Here is a 25,655-nt window from a genome sequence, read left to right on the forward strand (position 1 = left end):
TATGCGAAAATCTGCCCCCCTAATTTGTATCGAGTCTGTTATGTCCAATTACACCGCTCCCAGTCAGATAGCCGAACGCCAACTGGCCTATTTTGCCGGTAAAAAGGTGCTGGTGGCCGGAGAAGCCGAAGATCTGTTTCCGCTCCAACTGGCCAAACATTGTGAGTCAGTGGCGGTATTCACCACCCATTATGGGTTTCACCGTCAACTGCAACAGCATCAGGGCGTAACCAGCTACTTTGGTGCCGAACTGACTGACAACCTGGTGGCGGATATGATCCTGCTCTATTGGCCAAAAGCCAAACAGGAAGCAGAATATCTGCTGGCGATGCTGATGGCGAAATTTGGCACCGGGACCGAAATTGTCGTGGTGGGTGAAAACCGTTCCGGGGTCAAAAGCATAGAGAAAATGTTCGCCGCTTATGGCCCGATCAATAAGTATGATTCGGCGCGGCGCTGCTCGTTTTACTGGGGCCAGTGCACTGAGCAACCGGCACCATTTACGCTTGAGCAGTGGTTTAAATCCTATCAGGTTGAATATCAGCAGCACAGCCTGACCATTCGCAGCCTGCCTGGCGTATTCAGTCACGGTGAGTTTGATATCGGCAGCCGTCTGCTGCTCGACAGCCTGCCGCCACTGCGTGGCAAAGTGCTCGATTTTGGTTGCGGCGCCGGGGTCCTGGGCAGCGTGATGGCGACCCTCAATCCGGGGATTGAACTGGAAATGTGTGACATCAGCGCTTTGGCGATTCGTTCCAGCCAGGCAACCCTGGCCGCCAATCATCTGTCTGGCCGGGTATTCGCTTCTGACGTTTATTCAGACAGCGCGCGCGACTACGATTTTATCGTCACCAATCCGCCCTTCCACTCCGGGCTGGATACCAGTTACAGTGCGACCGAAACGCTGCTGGCTAAAGCGCCCGCCCATCTGAAAAACCGCGGTGAACTGTTGGTGGTGGCCAATAGCTTCCTCAAATACCCGCCCATCATCGAACAGGCATTCGGTCAGTGTGAAACCGTGAATAAAACCAATAAGTTCACAATTTACCAAGCAAAAAAATCTCGCGCCTGAGGTGAATATGGCTGTTCAGCCATCCCTCTCACAGCAATAAAAACGGCAAACCAAGGTTTGCCGTTTTTATTCGCAACGATTCAAAAATTGACATAAGTCACTCAGAACGCCAGTACCCCTTGGGTATCAATACTGACCGCGACTTTCTCGCCGATCTGAATTGCCTGCGATGACGTCGCCAATAATTTAGCGCCCTGGGTTTCAATCACATAGCGGCAGTGATCGCCCATAAACTGCTGCTCCAGTACCGTCACCTGACTCCCCGCATCGCTGTGAATACGGATTTGCTGCGGGCGCAGCAACAATTCACATTGCCCGCCATGGTTAATCATCTGTTGCGCTGTCGCTTCCAGCACGCCGAATTCGGTCTGATACTGGCTGTCACTGACACGTGTCGCTGGCAGATAACTGCCGCCGCCGAGAAAATCGGCCACGAATTTGCTCGATGGATGAAAATAAAGTTGCGATGCGGTACCGTACTGCTCGATCACTCCGTGTTGCATCACCGCCATTTTATCGGCAAAGGCAAAAGCCTCTTCCCGTGAGTGAGTGACAAAAATCGCGGTCACCCCCTGCTTTTTAAAGATCTTACGGATCTCGGCAATCAGATCGTGGCGCACCTGAGTATCGATATTCGAAAACGGCTCATCAAGTAGCAGCAGATCCGGCTTATAAGCGAGCGAGCGGGCAATCGCCACCCGCTGCTGCTGACCACCCGATAACTGATGCGGATAACGATCGCTCAAGCCGCTGAGATGAACCAGATCCAGCATTTCAGTTACCTTGCTCTGGCGCTGCGCGAGCGATAAATCACGTAATCCGAACGCCACGTTTTCCGCCACAGTCAGATGGGGAAACAGGGCGTAATCCTGAAAGATCATACCAATATTACGCTGCTCCGGCGGCAACCATAGCTGCCCGTCATCAATGGTCAGGCCATTGAGGCTCATCACTCCGGAAGCGAGTGGCAATAAACCGGCGATGGCCTTGAGCAAGGTCGTTTTACCACATCCGCTGGCTCCAAGCAGGCAGACGATTTCACCGTGTTCCACCTCAAGCGAGAGTGATTCCAGTACGGTCTGTGTCTCATACTGACAGGTCAGATTCTGAATCGATAATGCGCAGCTCATCAGTGACTTTGCTCCAGGGAACGGTTAACAACAACAAGGGGAACAAGACCGACCATAACCAGCAATACCGCCGGTAATGCGGCTAGTTCAAGGTGCTCATCAGACGCATAATTATACACATAGGTCGCCAGAGTTTCGAAGTTGAACGGACGCAGCAGTAAAGCAGCGTTGAGTTCTTTCATTGATTCGATAAACACCAGCAAAGCGGCAATCAGCGCGCCACGCCGCACCAGCGGGACATGGATGCGCCACAGCATACAGTTGGGCTGACACCCCATGGTACGCGCGGCCATATCCAGGGACGGGGAAATCTTATTCAGGCTACTTTCGATACTGCCGATAGCGACGGCAGAAAAGCGTACCACCAGAGCAAAAATAATCGCAAACATGGTGCCGGAGAAAACCAGCCCCGGCCTGCCCCACTGCAGTGCTTTCGCTACATCATTGACGACGTGATCCATGGTCAGCACCGGTACCATAATGCCTATTGCCAGCACCGTACCGGGGACGGCATAGCCCAGAGACGAGAGACGCATTAGCGCCACGCTGAAACGATTCTGTTTGAGACGCATATAAAAGCAGACCGTCATCGCTACCAGGACACCGAGCACGGCAGCACTGAGTGAAACCTGGAGGCTATTAAGGGCATATTCTCGGAACTGCTCACTCCAGCTGACGGCAAAATAGGTGTAAGCGTAGCTGAGCAGTTGCAGCAGCGGGAAAATAAACGCCACACACACCAGCCCCCAGCACCACAGCAGCGCCGCCCATTTTTTCCAGCCGCTGAGCGGATAGCGAAAATCTTCATGACTGTTGAACTGATTCTGGAACAGCTTTTGTTTGCGCCGGCTGTAGCGCTCAGCGCTGAGTAACAGCACTACGATCATCAGCATAATGGCTGAAATCTTAGCTGCCGCGGTCAGGCTGGAATAGTTGAGCCAGGTATCGTACACCGCGGTAGTCAGGGTATTAACGGCAAAGTAACTGACGGTACCAAAATCGCCGACGGTTTCCATCGCCACCAGCGATAAGGCGACCGCCACCGAGGGACGTACCAAGGGCAGTGAAATACGGCAAAAACTCTCCCATGCCGAGCATTTCAGCAAGCGTGCCGACTGCAACAAGGAGACATTCTGCTCCATAAATGCGGTGCGGCACAGCAGGTAAACATAAGGGTAGAGCACCAGCGCCAGTACCAGACTGGCCCCGGTCAGACTGCGAATATCCGGAAACCAGTATTCGCCGGGCAGCCAGCCGGTCTGCGCTCGCAGCCAGACCTGAATCGGGCCGGCGTAGTCAAACCAGCCGGTAAAGATATAACCGACGATATAACCAGGAATCGCCAGTGGCAGAACCAAGGCCCACTGCAGAACTTTTTCTCCCGGCAGCCGGCACATCGCCATCAGCCAGGCGCTGGGCACACCAAACACCAGAGTCAGTGCCATCACGCTCACAGCCAGCACAACCGTGTTGTACACATAGGTTGGCATCACTGTGGTGAGCAGATGACGGAACACATCGTCGGTATCACCAACGGCGGTATAAAAAATCGCTAAGATCGGCAAAACCAGCAGCGTGGCCAGAACCACGCTGCTGGTTTTCCATATGAGGTGTTTTTCTTTCATTGCCTAACAGCTATAAGGCAGGCTGAGGCATAGATGCGATGGCAAATACATCTCATATCCCTTTCATAAATCAAGGGTATAGTTATACCCTTGGATTTGATTAAAGGTCAAATTTGACTTCGTCAATCAGCTTGATGGCCGCTTCATGATTGTCGGCAATTTTTTCCAATGGTAGCGAATCTGACTTAAACTCACCCCAGGATGCCACCAGTTCAGAGCGTGCAACCCCAGGTTTAACCGGATATTCGAAGTTTACATCGGCATACATGTGCTGTGCTTTGTCGCCGGTGAGAAACTCCATCAACTTCAAAGCATTATCACGATTTGGCGCGTATTTCGCCATCGCCATACCACTGACGTTCACATGGGTGCCCTGCACCTTCTGACCCGGGAAGTTAATGTAAACTGATTCCGCCCAGCTCTTCTGCTCTTTATCCGTCAGCATTTTTCCCAGATAGTAGCTGTTACCCAGCGACAGATCACATAAACCTTCTTTGATAGCACGAACCTGATCACGGTCGTTACCTTGCGGCTTACGTGCCAGGTTAGCTTTTACGCCCTGCAGCCAGGTTTTGGTTTCAGCTTCGCCGTGGTTGGCAATCATGGCGGCAACCAGAGCAATGTTGTAGGGGTGCTTACCGCTACGGGTACAGATTTTACCTTTGTACTCTGGCTTAGCCAGATCAAGGTAATCGAAATCATCACTCAGTTTACCCACACGATCACGCGAAGAGTAAACACTGCGTGTACGGATAGTCAGCGCAAACCATTCATCCTTACTATCGCGGTACTGAGCCGGAATATTGCTGTCAATCACGGCACTGTCTACCGGCTGGGTCAGACCTTTATCTGCCAGTTCAAACAGGCGGCTAAACTCAGAGGTGAGCACCAAATCGGCCGGGCTGTATTCGCCTTCCTGCGCCAGTTTCTCGGCAATGCCTTCTTTGGCAAATTTGACGTTCACCTTGATGCCAGTCTCATCAGTGAACTCTTTAAACATCGGGTCAATCAGAAAAGGCTGACGGTAAGAGTAAACATTCACTTCCTCTGCAGCTATGGCCGCTGGTGCCAGCATGCTGCTTGCAAGCGCTGAAAGCGTTAGCAGTTTTTTCATGTGTTAAATCCTTTAAGAGTGCTAATGATAAGACTTATCAATTGCAATCATTATATTGACGACTATTAATAAAACAATCATGAAAAATAAAAAACCTGCCACATGTGGCAGGTTTTATAAAAGGCTTTTGTAACGAGTGATTACTTAACCGTCACGAATTCTGGGTAAGATTCTACGCCACAGTCGTGCATGTCCATACCTTCCATCTCTTCTTCTTCAGAGACACGGATACCAATGGTCGCTTTCAGGATACCCCAGACAATCAGGCTAGCTGCAAATACCCAGGCAAAGATAACTGCTGCACCCATCAGCTGTGCGCCGAATGTAGCATCACCGTTGCTCAGTGGCACAACCATCAGACCAAAGAAGCCACATACGCCGTGTACCGAAATCGCACCCACTGGATCATCGATCTTCAGCTTATCCAGAGCAATGATGCTGAACACAACCAGCGCACCGGCAACCACACCGATAGCCACTGCGTACAGCGGAGATGGTGACAGCGGGTCAGCCGTGATAGCCACCAGACCAGCCAGCGCACCGTTCAGAACCATAGTCAGGTCAGCTTTACCCCAGGTGGTTTTACATACCAGCAGTGCGGCAATTGCACCTGCAGCGGCGGCTGCATTGGTGTTCAGGAAGATTTGACCTACCGCGGTTGCGTTTTCAAAATCAGACACCATCAGCTGAGAACCGCCGTTGAAACCAAACCAGCCGAACCACAAGATGAAGGTGCCCAGGGTTGCCAGCGGCATGTTTGAACCCGGAATCGGGTAAATTTCACCGTTTTTACCGTATTTACCTTTACGGGCACCCAGCAGAATAACACCGGCCAAAGCGGCTGATGCACCGGCCATGTGTACGATACCAGAGCCTGCGAAGTCGCTGAAACCTGCTGCAGACAGGAAGCCACCGCCCCAAGTCCAGTAACCTTCCATCGGGTAGATGAACGCCGTCAGAATGACAGAGAAAATCAGGAATGACCACAGTTTCATACGCTCAGCCACCGCACCCGACACGACAGACATCGCTGTTGCAACGAATACTACCTGAAAGAAGAAGTCTGACTCTAGAGAGTGGTCTGCACCTTCACCCTGAGTGCCGATCAGAGCGCCGAACGATGGCAGCCAACCGGCTTCAGCATTATCAACGTACATAATGTTGTAGCCGACAATCAGGTACATGGTGCACGCAATTGCGTACAGAACAAAGTTTTTAGTCAGAATTTCAGTGGTATTTTTCGAACGTACCAGGCCAGCTTCCAGCATGGCAAAGCCCGCTGCCATCCACATAACCAGTGCGCCCGAGATTAAGAAAAAGAATGTATCCAGTGCGTAACGTAATTCCGTTACAGTAAGCGACAGTTCCATAGTAGTCGTCTCCAGTCCTTTGAATCTTAAAGTGCTTCCGCGTCCGCTTCGCCGGTACGAATACGAACTGCGTGGCTTAAGTCATAAACAAAAATTTTGCCGTCACCGATTTTACCGGTATGTGCCGCTTTGATAATCGCTTCCAGAACACGATCAACGTTATCCGCTTGTGTAGCAATTTCGATTTTTACCTTAGGCAGGAAATCTACCTGGTATTCCGCACCACGGTAAAGCTCGGTATGGCCTTTCTGGCGACCAAAACCTTTGACTTCTGATACGGTCATCCCTTCGATGCCCACATCAGCCAGGGCTTCACGTACATCGTCAAGTTTAAATGGTTTGATGATTGCGTTAATGAGTTTCATCGCGTCCTCTCTGAAGCTGTTGTCCATTTACATATCTACAATCCAAGGTACGTGCCAACTTTTTAATACCTTTAATTACAATGACATAGTGAGATTTCGCTTCAAAAACAACAAAGGGTCGCACTATTTAGGTGCAACCCTTTCCCAAAAATAAGGCGAAATGTTCGCCATTCACCAACAAAGTGCACTCTGTTAAGGCGGTAAACTTAATATCCGCCTAAAAATGCCTGCCATTGCATCAGCAGAGACTCAAAATCTTCCAGACCACACTGAGCGACACTCTCGCTTTCATACAATTCGAATTCACTTTCTAACTCAATATCATGCCCATAGGACAAGGCATTATCCTGTACCGTCACTTCAGCACCAAGCAGGCTCAGTGAGATCTCTTTACCCGCCCATTGCCACTCCTGTGCTGGAAATTGGTGCGCCTGCTTCACCAAATGCAACACTTGCTCGATTTTTGTGCGATCCTGACTAATCTCTTCCTGCAGCCAACGGGCCACAATTTGATGCTCCATACTGCAGGTGACGTAATACTCACCTAACATAGTGTTTTTAGTAAATTCGAATTCCATCGTGATTCATGCCTGGCAATCAATGGCGGCAGTATAACGTCTGTTCCCGGCAGTGACGAGTCACAATATCGCACCAAAATCGCCTGGTAAGTGATCGGGGGCATATAGCTTTCCTCTCAGCCGGTAGCGCGAACAGCTTGTGTTTGAAGCCGCTTATGTTTTTAAGCAAATAACAAAAAGCCGCTGCAGAGCAGCGGCTTTCGTCATGCCATCAGGTCACGCCTGAAGCATTATGCCGGTTCCTGGAAAATCACCGTATCCGCCTTCTGGGTGTAATCACTCATCAGGTGGAAGTTCAGGTAACGGTAAGTATCGGCAGCCGTCGCATCAATCTGCTCAGCATACTGCAGGTACTCTTCCTTCGTCGGAATGCGGCCCAGAATTGCACCGACCGCTGACAGTTCAGCCGAGGCCAGGAATACATTCGCGCCGTTACCAAGACGGTTCGGGAAGTTACGGGTAGACGTTGACATGACGGTCGATTTATCTGCCACGCGAGCCTGGTTACCCATACACAGTGAACATCCCGGAGTTTCGATGCGTACCCCAGCGCGGCCGAAGATACCATAGTAACCTTCTTCAATCAGTTGATCTTTATCCATCTTGGTTGGCGGAGCCACCCACAGACGGGTTTCAAGCTGACCGTTGTATTTATCCAGCAGTTTACCTGCAGCACGGAAGTGACCGATGTTGGTCATACAAGAACCGATGAACACTTCATCGATTGCCGTACCCTGAACATCAGACAGCAGGCGTGCATCATCCGGATCGTTTGGCGCACAAAGGATCGGCTGATCGATTTCCGCCAAGTCGATTTCGATCACGTGTGCGTAGTCAGCATCTTTATCTGCTTCCATTAGTTCAGGCTTCTCCAGCCACTCTTGCATCGACTTAATGCGGCGCTCGATGGTACGGCGATTGCCATAGCCTTCCGATATCATCCATTTCAGCATGGTGATGTTGGATTGCAGGTACTCAGAGATAGACTCTGGCGACAGCTTCACAGTACAACCCGCAGCAGAACGTTCTGCCGATGCATCCGACAGTTCGAATGCCTGTTCAACCGTCAGGTGCTCAAGACCTTCGATCTCCAGAACACGACCAGAGAATTCGTTGATCTTACCGGCTTTTTCTACTGTCAGCAGACCCTGTTTGATACCGTAGTAAGGGATAGCATGAACCAGATCACGCAGTGTGATACCTGGTTTCATCTTACCTTTAAAACGCACCAGGACTGACTCTGGCATGTCCAGTGGCATCACACCGGTTGCCGCCGCGAAAGCGACCAGGCCAGAACCTGCCGGGAAAGAGATACCCAGAGGGAAACGGGTGTGCGAGTCACCACCGGTACCCACAGTATCAGGCAGCAGCATGCGGTTCAGCCATGAGTGGATGATACCGTCGCCAGGGCGCAGTGATACACCGCCACGGTTCATGATGAAATCTGGCAGAGTGTGGTGCGTCTGAACGTCAACCGGTTTCGGATACGCAGAGGTGTGGCAGAAAGACTGCATCACCAAATCTGCGGAGAAGCCCAGACACGCCAGATCTTTCAGTTCGTCACGCGTCATCGGACCGGTGGTATCCTGAGAACCGACAGTAGTCATCTTAGGTTCACAGTAAGTGCCAGGGCGGATGCCTTCCACGCCACACGCTTTACCGACCATTTTCTGTGCCAGCGTAAAGCCTTTACCTGAATCGGCAACCGGTACTGGTTTCGAGAATACATCGCTTGATTCAAGACCCAGCGACTGACGAGCTTTGTCAGTCAGGCCACGGCCGATGATCAGCGGAATACGACCGCCGGCACGAACTTCGTCCAGCAGCACGTCAGTTTTCAGTTTGAAGGTCGACAGGACTTCATCGCTGCCGTGTGCACACACTTTACCTTCATATGGGTAAACATCGATGACATCGCCCATGTTCAGTTTTGCGACGTCCAGTTCAATCGGCAGCGCACCGGCATCTTCCATCGTGTTGTAGAAGATTGGCGCGATCTTACCGCCCAGCACAAAACCACCCGCGCGTTTGTTTGGTACATTCGGGATATCATCCCCCATGAACCACAGCACAGAGTTAGTAGCGGACTTACGGGAAGAACCGGTACCGACAACGTCGCCCACATAAACCAGTTGATGGCCTTTCTCTTTCAGCGCTTCAATCTGTTTAATCGGACCCACTTTGCCCGGCTCATCAGGCTGGATGCCATCGCGTTCGTTTTTCAGCATCGCCAGAGCGTGGACCGGGATATCAGGACGAGACCAGGCATCCGGTGCCGGAGACAGGTCATCAGTGTTGGTTTCACCGGTGACTTTGAATACAGTCAGAGTGATTTTTTCTGCCAGCTTAGGTTTTTTCAGGAACCATTCGGCTTCCGCCCAGGATTCCATCACCTGTTTGGCATAAGCATTACCTGCTTTGGCTTTTTCTTCGACATCGTAGAATGCGTCGAACATCAGCAGAGTTTGAGACAGCGCTTTTGCAGAGATAGGTGCCAACTCGGCGTCATCAAGCAGAGACACCAGAGGTTCGATGTTGTAACCACCTTGCATAGTGCCCAGCAGGGTAGCGGCTTTTTCACGACTAACCAGTGGAGATGATACTTCGCCTTTAGTGATTGCTGTCAGGAAACCCGCTTTGACATAAGCTGCTTCATCAACGCCTGGAGGAATTCGGTTTTCCAGCAGATCAAGAATGAACTCTTCTTCTCCCTGCGGCGGATTTTTTAGCAGTTCAACAAGTCCAGCGACTTGCTCAGCGTCTAGGGGTTTAGGTACAACTCCTTCAGCAGCACGCTCTTCGACGTGTTTACGGTAGGCTTCAAGCACGACTTTTTCCTCTCATTGCGGTTCACCCAATTATTATTGAAAGGTGAGTGAACATCCTTGGAAACTTGGCTCTCCGTTGCCCATGTTTTCATTCAAATTTGACTGAGAAACAGCGCCCTAGGAGGCCAAACTGTGGGCGATAGGATAGCAAAATTAACGATAAATTAAAATCTCATCATTTTGACCAACATAGCAACTTACGACTAAAGTCCTAGCCAAAACGCTGACGTTCATTGCCGCAATCCCTGCGCCCGGTTAGCAATAATACAGCACAGCGGGTAGAAGTCACACACCCGCACCACCGATTGTTACTTAAATGTAGTACCCAGAATCAGGTACAGTGAATCAAAATTCTGCTCTGTTCGCCCATAACCGAACATTATCGGGCCGATAGGAGAATCAACTCCAGCAAATAGTGAACTTGCCGCATATAAAGGGGCATTTCCGATGTCGATGTCCGGATCCGACCAGACACCACCGTATTCAATTGAAGCGCCAAGATAAACCGGCGAGGTAAACAGGCCAAAATCGTTGTCGAACCAACGATAGCGATAAACCAGATTGGCATAAGCTTTATTCTGACCAATCAGACTATTACGCCCGATCCCGGACAAATTGAGAAAGCCACCAATGCTTTTCGGTTCAATCGGAGTTGAGGATTTTTTACTGCGCACTTCGCCATAATCTATGTTGCCGACCAAAGTATGACGATCAAAACTGTGCGCCGCGATCATTTTGGCGCTCAGCTCATACACGGTATCCGAGGAATCGGTAACCACGCCGATGTCGTTGGCACTCAGATCATCATGGGAAATCAGATATTCCAGATTAATGTAAAAACCGTCGCGTGGCAGACTGAAATCATCCAGTGAATCAACTCGATAGTTAAAAAACACCCCCTGACGGGTAAAATCCATATCGGCATAATCCGGCAAGGTAGAATAGTTCGCTGACCCTTCGGTATAGCGCCCGCCGATTTTAAATCCGCGCCACAAGGTATCCTGATAGCCGATACCCAGCTCACCCATCACGGCTTCATAATCGACCGGCAGAAAGTTACGACTTGCCGACAGTGTGGTGTCGTCAAAGCCGGTCACCGGCATACTGCGCCGTTCATCGGTGAGACGGACTTTGGCGGTCGCAAACACTTTCTGATCAGACCATAACGGCGAGTAAAGTTCAGCCTCGACCAGCTTATCGGTACCGATATCAAAGTTCAGCGCCAGTTCAGCGCCGTTGGCACTGATATCGGTGAAGTTGAGTGAAGCACCAACGGAGTACTGGCTCTCGGTATTAAAATCATCTTCGAGAAAGAAACGGAAATTAAGATAATTCGGCCCCCAGGGCTTCTCATTGACATCAATGACCAGATTATTAGCCCCGTTCTGCTCTTCGTACTGGTAACGGATCAGTTTAAAGCGATCCAGTGCGTAGAGGTTTTGTACCCCGGCTTCAATCTGCTCGCTCGACAGCACCTCACCAGGAGGCAAATCAAGCCGTTTTTTCAGCATCTGGTCCGAGTAATGGGAGAAGTTATTAATAATGATGTTATCGACTTTAATTTCATCACCATACGTCAGACCGCGACGCCGCTCTTCTTTATGGTCGATATAATGCTGGTAATCGGCACTCGACAGCGCGAGTTTTTCCAGCAGTGCGCGGCTTTCCATTGCAGCCTGATAACCTTTAGCAAACGCCTGCGGCATTTTATCAAAGTCGGTCGTTTCCATCAGACCAACCTGGGGGCGCAGCAGCACATCGTCACCACTGAGCGTCTCCGCCTGAAGTTCGGTACTGCGGCGGACCAGATAGTTAGACAGCTGATCGGCCACAGTCAGGAAAGTAGTAAAAGCTTCTTCATTTTTGTAATCGGTGCTGATATCGACCGCGATCACCACATCCGCCCCCATGGCACGCGCCACATCGACCGGCATATTGTTGGTCACGCCACCATCGACCAGCAGACGGCCGTCAATCTGGTATGGCGGCAATGCGCCCGGTACCGACATACTGGCCATCATGGCATCGACCAGATAACCTTTATCCAGCACTACCTGATCCAGTTTAATGATATCGGTGGCGACAGCCCGAAACGGTACTGGCAGATCGTCAAATGAGTCAAACGGCGGCAGGTTACCTGAAGTTTCACGTAGAATGCGCAGCATATTCTGGCCCTGCACCACGCCACGCGGCGCTCGCACCCCATCGGCGCCGACCCCGAGATCTGTGGTCAACTGATAACGGTCTTCATACTCTTTATCACGCACCCGGCGCTGACTACGGCTAACCCGATCACGGTAGCCCTGGCTCCAGTCGACATTGTAAATCACACTTTCGACTTCATCGGCACTCATACCGGTCGAATAAAGGCCAGCGACATAAGCCCCCATGCTGGTGCCAAGCACAATATCTACCGGAACCTTCAGCTCCTCCAGCGCTTTCAGCACCCCCATATGAGCAGCACCTTTGGCACCGCCTCCGGCCAGCACCAGAGCGACCTTGGGCCGGGGATGTCCCAGCTCAACGATGGCTTTTGAGTCTTGCGCTTGTGCCAGACTCGTGCCGGGCCAGAGCAGATGAGTAATAACAACAATACTGAGCAGGCAACGAATCACGCAGTGTCCTTAAGTCCTAAGTGCCGATAATCGAAACACTATAGCGGCGTGACATCACCACTGAAAGAGTTTTTTCAGCCATTGGGTCGGGCGGTTTTCACACTGCTTCTTCCATTCCCCTGCCACATCCCAAACCGGCAGCTTATTGTCGTTATCACAATCAAGCTGCAAACCGCCGTCACCGTTGGCGGCAAAACCAACGGTCTCAATCTGTTGTGGCCAAGGCAGTATCAACTGCTGCGGAATACGGTAACGCAGGTAATCGGCATACACCCGCAGCGCCCCGCTCGCGCCGGTCAGCTGGGTTGGTTTGTTGTCATCACGTCCCAGCCAGATAGTGGTCACTTCACGCCCGTCTACGCCGACAAACCAGCTATCGCGGCTGTCACTGCTGGTGCCAGTTTTACCGGCCAGTGCCGCCCAGCCAAACTGGCTGTTGAGATAACGTCCGGTCCCTTCCAGCACACCGCGCTTCATCGCATAGGTTGTCAGCCACGCCGCCTGCTGATCCACCGCTTGTGACACCGACGGAATCGACTGGTACAGCACATTACCCTGTAGATCGAGCACGGAACGCAGTGCCGACAGCCTGGCTTTTTTACCTGAGTTGGTCACGGTCTGGTACATCTGCGCGACCTGGAACGGTGTCAGGGAAAATGATCCGAGCAACATCGATGGCACCGGACGAATTTCATCGCGGTTCACGCCCAGCTTGGTCAGGGTCTGCGACACGTTGTCGATACCCAGTTGCATACCCAGCCTGACTGTCGGCACATTGAGTGACTTGGCCAGCGCCAGATAGAGCGGCACTTCACCGCGATACTGACGATCGAAATTGCGCGGCGACCAGGTGGTACCTTCACTGCCCTGCAAAGTAATCGGTTTATCGAGCAAAGTGGTCGCAAGAGAATATTTTTCCGGTTGTTCGAGGGCCGTCATGTACACCGCCGGCTTAACCAGCGAACCAATCGGGCGGCTGGCGTTCAGCGCGCGATTAAAACCGTCATAACCGGTGCGTCTTCCGCCAACCATGGCGCGGATTTCACCACTGTGACGATCAACAGCAATTGCGGCGGCTTCCAGCTCTTTCCCTGCGCGCTTGGCGAGAATCGGCACCTGATTTTCCACCGCCGCTTCGAGCTTATCCTGCGACACAGGATCCAGTGAGGTAAATACCCGTAAACCGGTATCCGACTTAAACACATCACCCAGTTTGTCTTTCAGCTCAATCGACAACTGTTGGAAATAAGCCGGCTGACGGCTGGCAATACGGGCATGCTTTTGCACATCCAGCGGCCGACTCACTGCCTGCTCGTACTGCTTGGCGTTGAGCAAGTCCTGATCCATTAAGAGCTTAAGCACCAGATCGCGGCGCTCTTTGGCCCGCTCAGGGTAACGCATCGGATTGTAGTACGACGGGCCTTTCACCATGCCCACCAGCAGCGCCAGTTGGTCAAGCCGCAGCTCTTGCAGCGGCTGACCAAAGTACAGGCGCGATGCCAGACCAAAGCCATGCACCGCTTCGTTGCCGTTCTGGCCGAGATACACTTCATTGAGGTAAGCTTCGAGGATTCGGTCTTTGCTGTAACGATAATCAATGATCAGCGCCATATAGGCTTCGCGCAGCTTGCGCCACAGCGTACGATCGCTCGACAGGAAGATGTTTTTGGCCAGCTGCTGGGTCAGGGTACTGCCGCCCTGGACAGTGCGGCCAGCTTTAAGGTTAGCCAGCATAGCGCGGGCAATCGCCATCGGCGACACCCCATCATGCTGATAAAAGTTGCGATCTTCTGTGGTCAGCAGAGCATCAATCATTACCTCAGGAAACTGCTCGCGACGCAGGAACAAGCGCTGCTCTGCGGTGTTCTTTTCCAGCATGCCGAGCATTTTCGGTTCAATCCGCAGGTAACCCAGATCGCCTCTTTTCTCCAGCGACTGAATCCGGGTCAGTTGGTTACCGTCAAAAAACAGCATTACATGCCGGTCCGGCTCAGGACCGTCAGCAAATTCAAACGGACGGCGGATCATTTCGATCCGGGTCGATGACGCAGAATACTCGCCCGGATAACGCGGCTGACTCACTTTGCGATAATTCAGCACGTCCAGTTCATTGCGCATTTCGGCAATGCTGATTTCACTGCCCGGCTCCAGGGTCAGAATGCGCGCGTACACCACGGTCGGCAGTTCGAACAACTGGCCTTCAAAACGCTGTTTGATCATGCTGTCGAGATAGATCCCGGTGAACAGCAAAACGGCGGCCAGAGCCAGTCCCGCTTTCCAGCTCAGACTCCACAAACGCCGCTTCCACGAAGGCTTGCCCGGTTTTTTGCCACCATTAGACGCTTTGCCTGCGCTGGGTTTACGCGCCGCACGCTTTTTCGGCGCACGACTTTTAGATGCATTGCTTTTAGAAGCATCACTTTTCGCCGCCTGATTTGTGCGGCTTTCGCCTTTTGAGGTATCGCTTTTTCTACTCATGAATTCAGTTGTCGCTTGGTTTTGGTCGTCGCGGTGTGATTAGCCGGGTCATCAGGCCACACATGTTTGGGATAACGCCCTTTCATCTCTTTCTGCACTTCTTTATATGCCCCACGCCAGAAGCCTGCCAAATCACGGGTGACCTGCAGCGGGCGCTGAGCCGGAGACAGCAGTTCCATCACGATGGCCTTGCGGCCTTTGGCGACCAGTGGCGTACTCTGCTCGCCAAACACTTCCTGCATGCGCACCGACAAGACCGGGTCCATCCCGACCTGATAGCGGATCTTTTTGCTCGAACCGGTGGGCAAGCGGTGCTCGACCGGCAGCCATTCATCCAGCTGCTGGTGCAAGGGCCAGCCTAAACGAGCTTTTAAGGCGTCCAGCACTGGCACTTTATTTAGCTCTTTAACCGAGCGAATCCCGCTCAGATAAGGCTCTAACCACTGATTAAGGTCACGCAGTAACGCCTGCTCGCTCATATCCGGCCACGCCTCTTCCGGTAACCATTCACAGCCACAACGAACCCGGGTCAGCCATTCGGTCGTCGTTTCGCCCCACTGTAATACTGCCAGCCCTTTACGTTCGACATAATTAAGCAAAGCTTGTGTCATTTTTTCCGGTGCCGGGGCAGGCAAAGCCTCGCGTTCAATCACCAGTTGCCCGATGCGGAGCTGTTTCTCTGCCACCAGACGTCCGGCTTTGTCATCCCAGTCGACCCGCTCCTGAGTGCTGAACAGCAGGCCAAATGTTTGCTGCAGCGCAGTCATATCGAGCTCCAGGGCACTGAAAACCTGGCTTGACTGCTGCTGGCTGCGCATCACATCCAGAGCGATGACATAGTCACTGCCCGCCAGAGGCTGATCGTCTGCAATTACCGCGCCGTGGCCGTTGGCGAGCAGGAACTGACCGTGCTGACCACGTTGCTGGGCGATTCGATCCGGAAACGCCAGGCACGCCACTTGCGCCAGCTGAGACGGCTTAACCGCACGCAGTGCAAAGCCGCTATCGAGTTTGTGCGCCAGGGCTGTCGCGCGCTGATGCAGCACTTTGCTGTGCGGATGGCGCCCCTGCTGCCAGCGCTGCAGACTGTGACTGACATCGAACACCTGACGCTCAGGTTCTTCGAGCAGCGCCGCCAGTGCTAATGCGCTGTACAGACAGGCTTCACCATGCTGGCGGGCAGCCAGCAACATGGCCGCGATTCGAGGCTCCACACCCAAGGCATGCGCCTCTTTCCCCGATGCGGTCAGTTGCTGGCGGCTGTCCATCAGATCGAGTGCCGCCAGCAGGCTGCGTGCCTGGCTCAGCGCCACGGCGGGCGGAATATCCAGCCACTGCAATTCGCTGACATCCTGCGCGCCCCACTGAGCCAGCTCCAGCGCCAAAGGGGCCAGATCGCTTTGCATAATTTCCGCAACCGGTACCTGCGGCTGTTGCTTCAGTTGCGCTTCACTGTAGAGGCGCACGCAGATCCCCTCTTCGAGACGACCGGCACGACCAGCGCGCTGCTCGGCTGAAGACTGGGCGATACGCACCTGCTCCAGACGGGTAATACCGGTTTTGAGATCAAAACGCGCGCGCCGCTCCAGGCCACTGTCGAGCACCAGACGAATGCCTTCGATGGTGAGCGAGGTTTCGGCAATATTGGTGGCCAGCACGACTTTACGTCGTCCGGCAACTGCCGGTGCTATTGCCTGCTGCTGCTCACTAAAATTGAGCTGACCATACAGCGGACAGACATCAATATCGGCGGCCAGATCGCGCAGGTTATTTGCCAGTTGTACAATCGCGCCCGCGCCCGGCAAGAACGCCAGCAGTGAGCCCGTTTCCTGTGCCATTAACGTGCGGATCTGCTTCTCCATTGCCGCCACTAAGGGTTGATTAACTGTGCCCGGCTGATAACGTATCTGCACCGGATAACTGCGCCCTTGCGATTCCACATAACTGGCTTGCGGCAACAGATTTTGCAATGCGTGCTGATCCAGCGTGGCCGACATGACGATGATTTTCAGATCGTCACGCAGCGCCGCCTGCACTTCCAGGCTGAATGCCAGCGCAGTATCGGCATGCAGACTGCGCTCATGAAACTCGTCAAAAATCAGCGCATCGATACCATCGAGTTCGGGATCATGTTGAATCATCCGGGTCATAATGCCTTCAGTGACAATTTCCAGCCGGGTATGACGTCCGACTTTGCTGTCACCGCGTACCCGGTAACCCACGGTCTCTCCGACATTTTCACCCAGTTGCTGCGCCAGATAGCGGGCAATATTACGCGCCGCCAGACGGCGTGGCTCCAGCATGACTATCTTGCCGGCCACTATACCTGCTTTAAGCAGTGCGAGCGGGAAATGGGTCGACTTACCGGCTCCGGGGGCCGCTTTGAGGATCACCTGCGGTGAGCGCTGAACTCCGGCGAGTAATTCGGGAATCACAGCTTCGATGGGCAATTGTGACAAGAGGATATCCTTGTGTTTTAATGGCGCCGATATTGTACATAAAAACAGTAATGGAAGCGAAACGAGTCAGTTATGCAGTTTTCCCCGCCTCTTCAGCCTGCGACTTTGATCCAGCGCTACAAACGATTTCTGGCCGATGTCACCACCGGCGATGATCACACCATGACCATACATTGCGCCAATACCGGTGCCATGACCGGCTGCGCCATTCCCGGCAGTACGGTATGGTATTCGACATCGGATAATCCGAAACGCAAATATCCGCACAGCTGGGAGCTGGTCGACACGCCAGCCGGACACCGCATCTGCGTCAACACCGCACGCGCCAACCAACTGGCCGTGGAAGCCATTCAAAATGGTACGATCAAAGAGCTGCAGGGTTATGATCAGTTACGCACCGAAGTCAAATATGGCAATGAAAATAGCCGCATCGATATCTTGCTCAACTCAGAATCCGGTCCACACTGTTATATAGAGGTGAAAAGTGTCACGCTGCTGCAGCAAGGCGACTTAAACCCGGACGGAGAGTCCCCTGTCGCGGGTCAGGGCTACTTCCCGGATGCTGTTACCACACGAGGCCAGAAACATCTGCGAGAGCTAACAGAAATGGCCAGAAATGGGAGCAGAGCGGTACTTTTGTTCACTGTTTTACATTCAGGTATTGAAAAAGTCGCTCCCGCTCACCATATAGACGCGAACTATTCACGATTGTTACAAATGGCGCAAGAAGCGGGTGTCGAAGTACTGTGCTACAAAGCGGAACTTTGCCAGCACCACATTCAACTGGTTTCTTCGATAGATTTTGCCCAGGATTCAACAAAATATTGATGCGGGCTAGATATTGAAGATAAGTTTATAATTGAGTGTTTGCCTCGCTCACTTCTTTTTGCTATAGATACCCGCCTTAAATTGACTGCTCTCGCAGTTGACTAGGTGTTAGTAGGAGATGCTGTATGCAAGAGTCCAAAAAGAAAACGCTAGGCATCCTAGCCATTGCAGGTGTTGAGCCGTATCAGGAAAAACCAGGTGAAGAGTACATGTCACCTGAGCAGATCGCTCATTTTACAAAAATTTTAGAAGCCTGGCGTAACCAGCTGCGGGCAGAAGTTGATCGTACTGTACACCATATGCAGGATGAAGCAGCCAACTTCCCGGATCCGGTTGACCGCGCTTCTCAGGAAGAAGAATTCAGCCTTGAACTGCGCAACCGTGACCGTGAGCGTCGTTTGATTAAGAAAATCGAGAAGACCTTAGACAAGATCAAAGAAGAAGATTTTGGCTTTTGTGAATCTTGTGGGGTAGAAATCGGCGTACGTCGCCTGGAAGCTCGCCCGACCGCTGACCTGTGTATTGACTGTAAGACACTTGCAGAAATCAAAGAAAAGCAGATGCTGGGTTAATCCCCATCGAATGATAAAAAGGGAGCAGATTGCTCCCTTTTTATTTGTACGCACCCCACCCGGTGCGCATAATGGTGCTACGCTTGCACTTTGGGTTACACTAACCCGGTTTTATTACCAAGATATTCAACACTATGAGTTATATCGGTCGCTTTGCCCCTTCCCCCTCAGGCCCCCTGCACTTCGGCTCACTGATTGCCGCGCTGGGGAGCTATTTCCAGGCCAAATCCCGCAACGGACAGTGGCTGGTACGGATAGAGGATTTGGACCCGCCACGTGAGATGCCGGGAGCCGCTGACTGGATCCTGCACGCACTTGATGCCTACGGTCTGCACTGGGACGGCGAAGTGGTCTATCAAAGCCAGCGCCATGACTTATATCAGGCGCAAATCGACGCTTGGCTGACTAGCGGCCAGGCCTATGCCTGTCAGTGTACCCGTAAGCAAATCAAAGCGGCGGGCGGTTTTTATCCCGGGACCTGTCGTAACAAAGCGTTGTCAATCAACGCGGAGTGTGCCATCCGGCTACGTATGGATAGTCCGGTGTTCGCATTTCATGATATCAAACACGGCGAGATTGCGATTCAAGCCGAATTGGCGCAGGAAGATTTCATCATCAAACGTCGTGACGGCCTGTTCGCCTACAATCTGGCCGTGGTACTGGATGATATCGATCAAGGCGTGACCGAAGTGGTACGCGGTGCCGATCTGATTGAACCGACCGGACGGCAAATCAGCTTGTATCACACTTTAAAACAAAACCCGGTCAGTTACTTACATTTGCCTTTGGCACTCGATGACAACGGGAATAAACTCTCCAAGCAGAATCACGCACCCGCCATAGATCCGGCCGCACCCAAACCGGCACTTTTGGCGGCAATGCGTTTTTTAGGCTTTGATATTCCAGAAGATTTCATGGATAGCAGTGTCGAGGCGATCATCCTTTGGGGATGTCAGCACTGGCAGGTTGCACAACTGCCCACAGCGACCCAGATCACAGCGCGATTCTCAAATGGCGCTGTGTAAGCTATTATTAGCCGCAAATTCGGCCCGTTTAAGCCAGCGCAGGTGCAGAAAACGCTTGAATAGGCAACACCAATCAATGTCAGATGCACATGAATAACAACGATTTAGAACCAAGCAAACAACGCGTATACCCAGAGCTCGCTCTGAATATTATTACGCGCCAGGATCACAATGTCTCGCGTGAGCAGATCAGCGAGAATGCGCTAAAAGTGTTGTACCGTCTTCATGGTGCAGGCTTTGAGGCGTATCTGGTCGGTGGCGGCGTACGTGACTTACTGCTGGGCGGTAAGCCCAAAGATTTCGATGTCGCCACCAATGCGACGCCGGAGCAAATTCGTCAGCTGTTTCGCAACTGCCGGCTGATTGGCCGTCGCTTCCGTCTCGCCCACATTATGTTCGGGCGTGACATCATTGAAGTGGCGACCTTCCGTGGCCATCACCAGGAAAACAACAAGCAGCTCGCTTCGCAGTCTGAAGCCGGCATGTTGCTGCGTGACAACGTCTACGGCACCATCGATGAAGATGCCGAGCGCCGAGATTTCACCATCAATGCCATGTACTACAACATCGCCGATTACAGCATTCACGATTATGCGGGTGGCCGGGAAGACATGGAAGACAAGCTGGTGCGCCTGATTGGCGATCCGGAGACCCGCTATCGCGAGGATCCGGTGCGGATGCTGCGTGCCATCCGCTTTGCCGTCAAACTCGATTTCGACATCGAAGAAGAGACCGCGGCGCCAATTGAACATCTGGCTCCGCTGCTGCGCGATATTCCGGCTGCGCGTCTGTATGAAGAGTCACTGAAAATGCTGCAATCCGGATACGGCCTGGAAACGTATCACCTGATGCGTGAATATGACCTGTTCCAGCAGCTGTTTCCGACCATAGCGCAGTATTTTAGCGAAGAGTACGACTCCCAGACCGAGCTGATGCTGGATCTGGCGCTGGATTCCACTGATCAGCGCATTGAAGAAGGCAAACGGATCAATCCGGCCTTCATGTTTGCCGCCATGCTGTGGTATCCGATGATGGAGCAGGCCAAAGAGCTGATGCACAGCCACAACTTCAACGATTACGATGCGGTGATGGAAGCCAGCAACCGCATCCTAGATGAAGTGGTAAAACGCATCGCGATTCCGCGTCGCCACACGGCAACAATCCGTGAAATCTGGCAATTGCAACTGCGTCTGCCACGCCGCACCGGTAAGCGCGCGTTCCGTCTGATGGAGCTGAATAAATTCCGCGCCGGCTTCGATTTTCTTGAGATGCGCGGCGAAGTGGAAGGCGGTGAAACCAAACAACTGGCTGACTGGTGGGAAACCTTCCAGACAGCAGGGCGCAATATGCGCCAGGCGATGGTGACGGATCTCGATGGCACAACAGCCACAGGCAAACCGAGTTCGCGTCGTCGTCGCTCTCCACGTAAGAAAAAGAGTAAAACCTCGTCATGATCACAGCGTATATCGCCGTAGGCAGTAACCTAAGTGACCCGGTGGCCCAGGCCAAACAAGCCATTGAAGCACTGAAATCTGTCCCGAAGTCGCGTTTTATCGCGACTTCGTCGCTGTATAGCAGCACCCCGATGGGGCCACAGGACCAACCGGATTACATTAATGCGGTCGTCGCCATCGAAACTGACTTAACCCCGCTGGAGCTGTTAGATTGCACCCAGGCAATCGAACAGGAACACGGGCGAGTTCGTAAAGCCGAACGTTGGGGGCCACGTACCCTCGACCTGGATATCGTGCTGTACGGCAATGAGGTGATTGAGTCCGAGCGACTTATCGTGCCTCATTACGGTATGAAAGTGCGTGAATTTGTACTTTACCCGCTCGCAGAAATCGCACCCAATTTACAACTCCCTGATGGGACTGGGCTGAGCGAACTGTTAATCACAGTGCCGCGTAACGGGCTCAGTATTTGGCATGCGCCAACTCCTGGTAAGGACAACAAATGAAAAAAATTACCATTAATGACCTGATGCAATGGAAACAGGAAGGGCGTAAATTCCCGACCTCGACCGCTTACGACGCCAGTTTCGCCCAGCTGTTTGAAAGCCAGGAGATGCCGGTTCTGTTGGTCGGTGACTCTCTGGGTATGGTGTTACAAGGCCAAAGCGACACCTTGCCGGTCACAGTAGAAGATATCGTGTATCACACCCGCTGTGTGCGAGCCGGCAGCCCGAACTGCCTGCTGATGGCCGACATGCCCTTTATGAGCTACGCCACGCCGGAGCAGGCGTGTGAAAACGCGGCGAAAATCGTTCGTGCCGGGGCCAACATGGTGAAGATTGAAGGTGGTGACTGGCTGGTCGACACGGTGAAAATGTTGACCGAGCGCGCGATTCCAGTCTGTGCCCATCTGGGCCTGACTCCGCAATCGGTGAACATTTTTGGCGGCTACAAGGTTCAGGGCCGTGAACAGGATAAAGCCGATCGCATGGTCAAAGATGCGCTGGCGCTGCAAGAAGCCGGTGCCCAGATCATTCTGCTGGAATGTGTTCCGGCGTCGCTGGCACAACGCATTACCCAGTTACTTGATGTGCCGGTGATCGGTATTGGTGCAGGTAATGTTACCGATGGCCAGATTCTGGTCATGCACGATATGTTTGGTATCTCGGCTAACTACATGCCGAAATTCTCGAAAAACTTTCTCGCAGAAACAGGGGATATGCGAAAGGCTGTAGCGAAATACATGGATGATGTGACGCGCGGTGCTTTCCCTGACGATGCACATACTATCGCCTAAAGGAGTTAATCATGCAGACTTTTGCTGACATTTCCGCTCTGCGCGAGCAGATCAAACAGTATAAGCGTGATGATCGCCGGATCGCATTTGTTCCGACGATGGGCAATTTGCACGAAGGCCACCTGACGCTGGTGCGCAAAGCACGTGAACTGGCCGATGTGGTTGTGGTGAGTATTTTTGTCAACCCGATGCAGTTTGAACGGGCCGATGATCTCAACAACTATCCTCGTACCCTGGACGACGACCTGAGCAAACTCAATGCTGCCGGAGTCGATCTGGTGTTTACCCCGACGCCGGACATCATGTATCCGTACGGCCTGGATAAACAGACGTTTGTTGAAGTACCTGGTTTATCGCACATGCTGGAAGGCGCTTCGCGTCCGGGTCACTTCCGTGGCGTGGCGACGATCGTCACTAAGCTGTTCAACATCGTGCAGCCGAATGTGGCCTGCTTCGGCGAAAAAGATTATCAGCAGTTGGCGGTGATTCGCCAGATGGTGGACGATCTGTGCCTCAATCTCGAGATCGTTGGTGTACCCACCGTACGTGAGATGGATGGCCTGGCAATGAGTTCGCGCAATAACCTGCTGACTCTGGATGAGCGCCAGCGCGCACCGGTTCTGGCGCGCACCATGCGCTGGATCAGCAGCGCGATTCGCGGCGGCCGGGTTGATTACAGCTCGATTGTGGAAGATGCGATCGATCAGCTGCGCGCAGCGGATCTGGAGCCGGATGAAATTTTCATCCGCGACGCCCGTACCCTGCTGCCAATCTCAGCCGACAGCAAACAGGCGGTGATCCTGATGTCGGCTTTCCTCGGTAAAGTACGTCTGATCGATAATCAGATGGTGGATCTCAGTGAAGCCAAAGCCTCCTCTGAAGAAGAGTAACACGCTGCGCCGGATATAAAAAAGGTCAACCTCGGTTGACCTTTTTTATTGCTCAAAACACGTGCGCTTTAACTGCGTAACCCGCGCCCTTTGCTGACCAGGTAATGGGCCACCGCATACAGCAGTACCACAAACACGCCCAACACACTGAACGAGGTGGTAATATCCACATCGGAGACGCCCAAAAAGCCGTAACGGAACGCGTTGACCATATAGACAATCGGGTTGATCTTCGACACCACCTGCCACACATCAGGCAACAGACTGATGGAGTAAAACACCCCACCGAGATAGGTCAGCGGTGTCAGTACAAAGGTCGGAATGATGGAGATATCATCAAACGAGCGGGCAAACACAGCATTGATCAGACCGCCCAAAGCAAACACCACAGAGGTCAGGAACACGGTCGCTGTGATGATGCCCCAGTGATCGACACTAAGATCAACGAAAAACAGCGATACAAAGGTCACCATAGCACCGACCAGCAGGCCACGCGCCACTCCACCCATCACATAGCCACCAATGATGACGTAGTTAGGCACCGGCGCAACCAGCAACTCTTCAATGTTCTTCTGGAACTTAGCGCTGAAAAACGACGAGGCAACATTGGAATACGAGTTGGTGATCACCGACATCATAATCAGACCGGGCACGATGTATTCCATGTAAGTGAAGCCGTTCATCTCACCGATACGTGAGCCGATCAGATTGCCAAAAATGATGAAATACAGGCTCATGGTAATCGCCGGCGGTACCAGGGTCTGCACCCAGATACGGGTAAAACGCTTGATCTCTTTGCGCAGCAGGCTGCGAAACGCCGTCCAGTAAATCTGATACATACTATGCTTACCCCTCACTCTGCTGGCGTACGATGCTGACAAACAGCTCTTCAAGACGGTTGGCCTTGTTACGCATCGACATCACATTGATGCCCATCTGCGACAACTGGGCAAACACGTGATTCATGCCCTGGGTTTTCGCCAACTCAATCTCCAGTGAACCTTCAACCACACGTTGCGACACCACATCCTGCAGAGTTTGCAGTTTGCTTTCATCGTCGATATCAAGAATGAAGGTTTCAACCTGTAACTTACCCAGTAACGCTTTCATAGTGGTATTTTCAATCAGTTCACCGCGGTTAATGATACCGATGTGGCGACACAGCATTTCCGCTTCTTCGAGGTAGTGAGTGGTCAGAATAATGGTAATGCCCTGCTGGTTGATTTTCTTGAGAAACTCCCACATTGAGCGGCGCAGTTCAATATCCACCCCGGCAGTCGGTTCATCAAGGATCAGCAGTTGCGGCTCATGCATCAGCGCACGGGCAATCATCAGACGGCGTTTCATCCCGCCCGACAGATTACGCGCCCGCTCTTTACGTTTTTCCCACAGGTCGAGCTGAGTCAGGTACTTTTCCGCCCGCTCTTTGGCCAGAGTGCGTGACACGCCGTAATAACCGGCTTGTTGCATCACGATCTGCTCCACCGTTTCAAACGGATTAAAGTTAAATTCTTGCGGTACCAGACCAAGATGCTGCTTGGCCTGCTCCAGATGGGTATCAATATTGTGACCAAACACCTTCACACCACCGGAGGTCTTGTTAACCAGAGAGGAAATGATACCGATAGTGGTCGATTTACCCGCCCCGTTTGGGCCGAGCAGGGCGTAAAAGTCACCTTTACTGACTTTCAGACTGACGCCCTTGAGTGCTTCAAAACCACCGGCATAGGTTTTGCGCAGCTCTTCTATCTCTAATGCGTACATAGCAGACTAAAAACTCTTTGTGTTTGAACATCCTAGATGTGCTGTTGAGCAGGATGATTTTCAACCCTGCCCGGGAAATAGATTACGGGCATTACACTGCAAACTGGCAGTACATCCCACGTAATCTTCTGTTTTACCAATCATTCGTTGCAAAATTTGCGCTTCCTTTCACTGCTCAGATGAGTACTCTG

The 25,655-nt window shown here is 52.4% G+C and carries 20 protein-coding genes; 8 read left to right on the forward strand and 12 right to left on the reverse strand.

Going from position 1 to position 25,655, the window contains the following annotated elements; all coding sequences use genetic code 11:
• Nucleotides 1–40: 40 nt before the first annotated feature.
• Entirely contained in the window at nt 41–1,072 is a 1,032-nt protein-coding gene (gene rsmC, locus J0X00_RS09370) for a 16S rRNA (guanine(1207)-N(2))-methyltransferase RsmC (protein WP_136486160.1), read from the forward strand.
• Nucleotides 1,073–1,173: 101 nt separating this feature from the next.
• Here rsmC and J0X00_RS09375 read toward each other — a convergent pair whose 3' ends face one another.
• The 10 genes from J0X00_RS09375 to hrpB all read right to left on the reverse strand — a co-directional run bounded on the left by J0X00_RS09375 (nt 1,174) and on the right by hrpB (nt 17,634).
• Nucleotides 1,174–2,202, reverse strand: a complete 1,029-nt coding sequence (locus J0X00_RS09375; protein WP_136486158.1) for an ABC transporter ATP-binding protein — start codon at nt 2,200–2,202, stop codon at nt 1,174–1,176.
• Nucleotides 2,202–3,827, reverse strand: a complete 1,626-nt coding sequence (locus J0X00_RS09380; RefSeq protein ID WP_282477965.1) for an iron ABC transporter permease — start codon at nt 3,825–3,827, stop codon at nt 2,202–2,204. Before J0X00_RS09380 ends, J0X00_RS09375 begins: the two co-directional genes overlap by 1 nt.
• 100 nt (nt 3,828–3,927) lie before the next feature.
• Complete coding sequence (locus tag J0X00_RS09385) at nt 3,928–4,941, reverse strand: Fe(3+) ABC transporter substrate-binding protein (RefSeq protein ID WP_218562715.1); 1,014 nt, start codon at nt 4,939–4,941, stop codon at nt 3,928–3,930.
• Nucleotides 4,942–5,081: 140 nt separating this feature from the next.
• Nucleotides 5,082–6,311, reverse strand: coding sequence for an ammonium transporter (locus J0X00_RS09390; protein WP_282477966.1), 1,230 nt, complete (start codon nt 6,309–6,311; stop codon nt 5,082–5,084).
• A gap of 26 nt (nt 6,312–6,337) precedes the next feature.
• A complete protein-coding gene (gene glnK / locus J0X00_RS09395; RefSeq protein WP_136486150.1) occupies nt 6,338–6,676 on the reverse strand; it encodes a P-II family nitrogen regulator in 339 nt (112 codons plus the stop codon).
• Nucleotides 6,677–6,882: 206 nt separating this feature from the next.
• Nucleotides 6,883–7,254 carry a YacL family protein gene (locus J0X00_RS09400; protein WP_136486148.1) on the reverse strand — a complete coding sequence of 124 codons (372 nt, stop codon included), beginning with the start codon at nt 7,252–7,254 and terminating at the stop codon, nt 6,883–6,885.
• Between the two features lie 230 nt (nt 7,255–7,484).
• Nucleotides 7,485–10,082 carry a bifunctional aconitate hydratase 2/2-methylisocitrate dehydratase gene (gene acnB, locus J0X00_RS09405; RefSeq protein WP_136486146.1) on the reverse strand — a complete coding sequence of 866 codons (2,598 nt, stop codon included), beginning with the start codon at nt 10,080–10,082 and terminating at the stop codon, nt 7,485–7,487.
• Nucleotides 10,083–10,390: 308 nt separating this feature from the next.
• Nucleotides 10,391–12,637, reverse strand: a complete 2,247-nt coding sequence (locus J0X00_RS09410) for a patatin-like phospholipase family protein (protein WP_282478282.1) — start codon at nt 12,635–12,637, stop codon at nt 10,391–10,393.
• Nucleotides 12,638–12,751: 114 nt separating this feature from the next.
• Complete coding sequence (gene mrcB, locus J0X00_RS09415) at nt 12,752–15,175, reverse strand: penicillin-binding protein 1B (protein WP_282477967.1); 2,424 nt, start codon at nt 15,173–15,175, stop codon at nt 12,752–12,754.
• The gene (hrpB, locus tag J0X00_RS09420; protein ID WP_282477968.1) at nt 15,172–17,634 is read right to left on the reverse strand and encodes an ATP-dependent helicase HrpB; all 2,463 of its coding nucleotides are present in this window, start codon (nt 17,632–17,634) and stop codon (nt 15,172–15,174) included. Before hrpB ends, mrcB begins: the two co-directional genes overlap by 4 nt.
• Before the next feature lie 72 nt (nt 17,635–17,706).
• Between hrpB and sfsA the strand changes: the two genes are divergently transcribed.
• The 7 genes from sfsA (at nt 17,707) to panC (ending at nt 23,700) form a co-directional block, all read left to right on the forward strand.
• On the forward strand, nt 17,707–18,462 hold the full coding sequence (sfsA, locus tag J0X00_RS09425; RefSeq protein WP_136486138.1) for a DNA/RNA nuclease SfsA: 756 nt from the start codon (nt 17,707–17,709) through the stop codon (nt 18,460–18,462).
• Between the two features lie 125 nt (nt 18,463–18,587).
• Nucleotides 18,588–19,034 carry an RNA polymerase-binding protein DksA gene (gene dksA / locus J0X00_RS09430; RefSeq protein WP_136486136.1) on the forward strand — a complete coding sequence of 149 codons (447 nt, stop codon included), beginning with the start codon at nt 18,588–18,590 and terminating at the stop codon, nt 19,032–19,034.
• 134 nt (nt 19,035–19,168) lie between these two features.
• Complete coding sequence (gene gluQRS / locus J0X00_RS09435; protein WP_136486134.1) at nt 19,169–20,059, forward strand: tRNA glutamyl-Q(34) synthetase GluQRS; 891 nt, start codon at nt 19,169–19,171, stop codon at nt 20,057–20,059.
• Nucleotides 20,060–20,148: 89 nt separating this feature from the next.
• Nucleotides 20,149–21,513 carry a polynucleotide adenylyltransferase PcnB gene (pcnB, locus tag J0X00_RS09440; RefSeq protein ID WP_136486132.1) on the forward strand — a complete coding sequence of 455 codons (1,365 nt, stop codon included), beginning with the start codon at nt 20,149–20,151 and terminating at the stop codon, nt 21,511–21,513.
• Nucleotides 21,510–22,019 (forward strand): 2-amino-4-hydroxy-6-hydroxymethyldihydropteridine diphosphokinase, encoded by a 510-nt coding sequence (folK, locus tag J0X00_RS09445; RefSeq protein WP_136486130.1) that lies wholly within the window; start codon nt 21,510–21,512, stop codon nt 22,017–22,019. Before pcnB ends, folK begins: the two co-directional genes overlap by 4 nt.
• Nucleotides 22,016–22,810, forward strand: coding sequence for a 3-methyl-2-oxobutanoate hydroxymethyltransferase (gene panB, locus J0X00_RS09450; protein WP_136486128.1), 795 nt, complete (start codon nt 22,016–22,018; stop codon nt 22,808–22,810). Before folK ends, panB begins: the two co-directional genes overlap by 4 nt.
• Nucleotides 22,811–22,821: 11 nt before the next feature.
• Complete coding sequence (gene panC / locus J0X00_RS09455; protein ID WP_136486126.1) at nt 22,822–23,700, forward strand: pantoate--beta-alanine ligase; 879 nt, start codon at nt 22,822–22,824, stop codon at nt 23,698–23,700.
• Between the two features lie 68 nt (nt 23,701–23,768).
• Here panC and J0X00_RS09460 read toward each other — a convergent pair whose 3' ends face one another.
• Together J0X00_RS09460 and J0X00_RS09465 are read right to left on the reverse strand one after the other, a co-directional pair.
• Nucleotides 23,769–24,539 (reverse strand): ABC transporter permease, encoded by a 771-nt coding sequence (locus J0X00_RS09460; RefSeq protein WP_136486124.1) that lies wholly within the window; start codon nt 24,537–24,539, stop codon nt 23,769–23,771.
• Nucleotides 24,540–24,546: 7 nt separating this feature from the next.
• Nucleotides 24,547–25,464 (reverse strand): ABC transporter ATP-binding protein, encoded by a 918-nt coding sequence (locus tag J0X00_RS09465; protein ID WP_136486122.1) that lies wholly within the window; start codon nt 25,462–25,464, stop codon nt 24,547–24,549.
• Nucleotides 25,465–25,655 lie beyond the last annotated feature (191 nt).

This window comes from Vibrio sp. ABG19 (assembly GCF_029962385.1).
GTDB lineage: Bacteria > Pseudomonadota > Gammaproteobacteria > Enterobacterales > Vibrionaceae > Vibrio > Vibrio ostreae.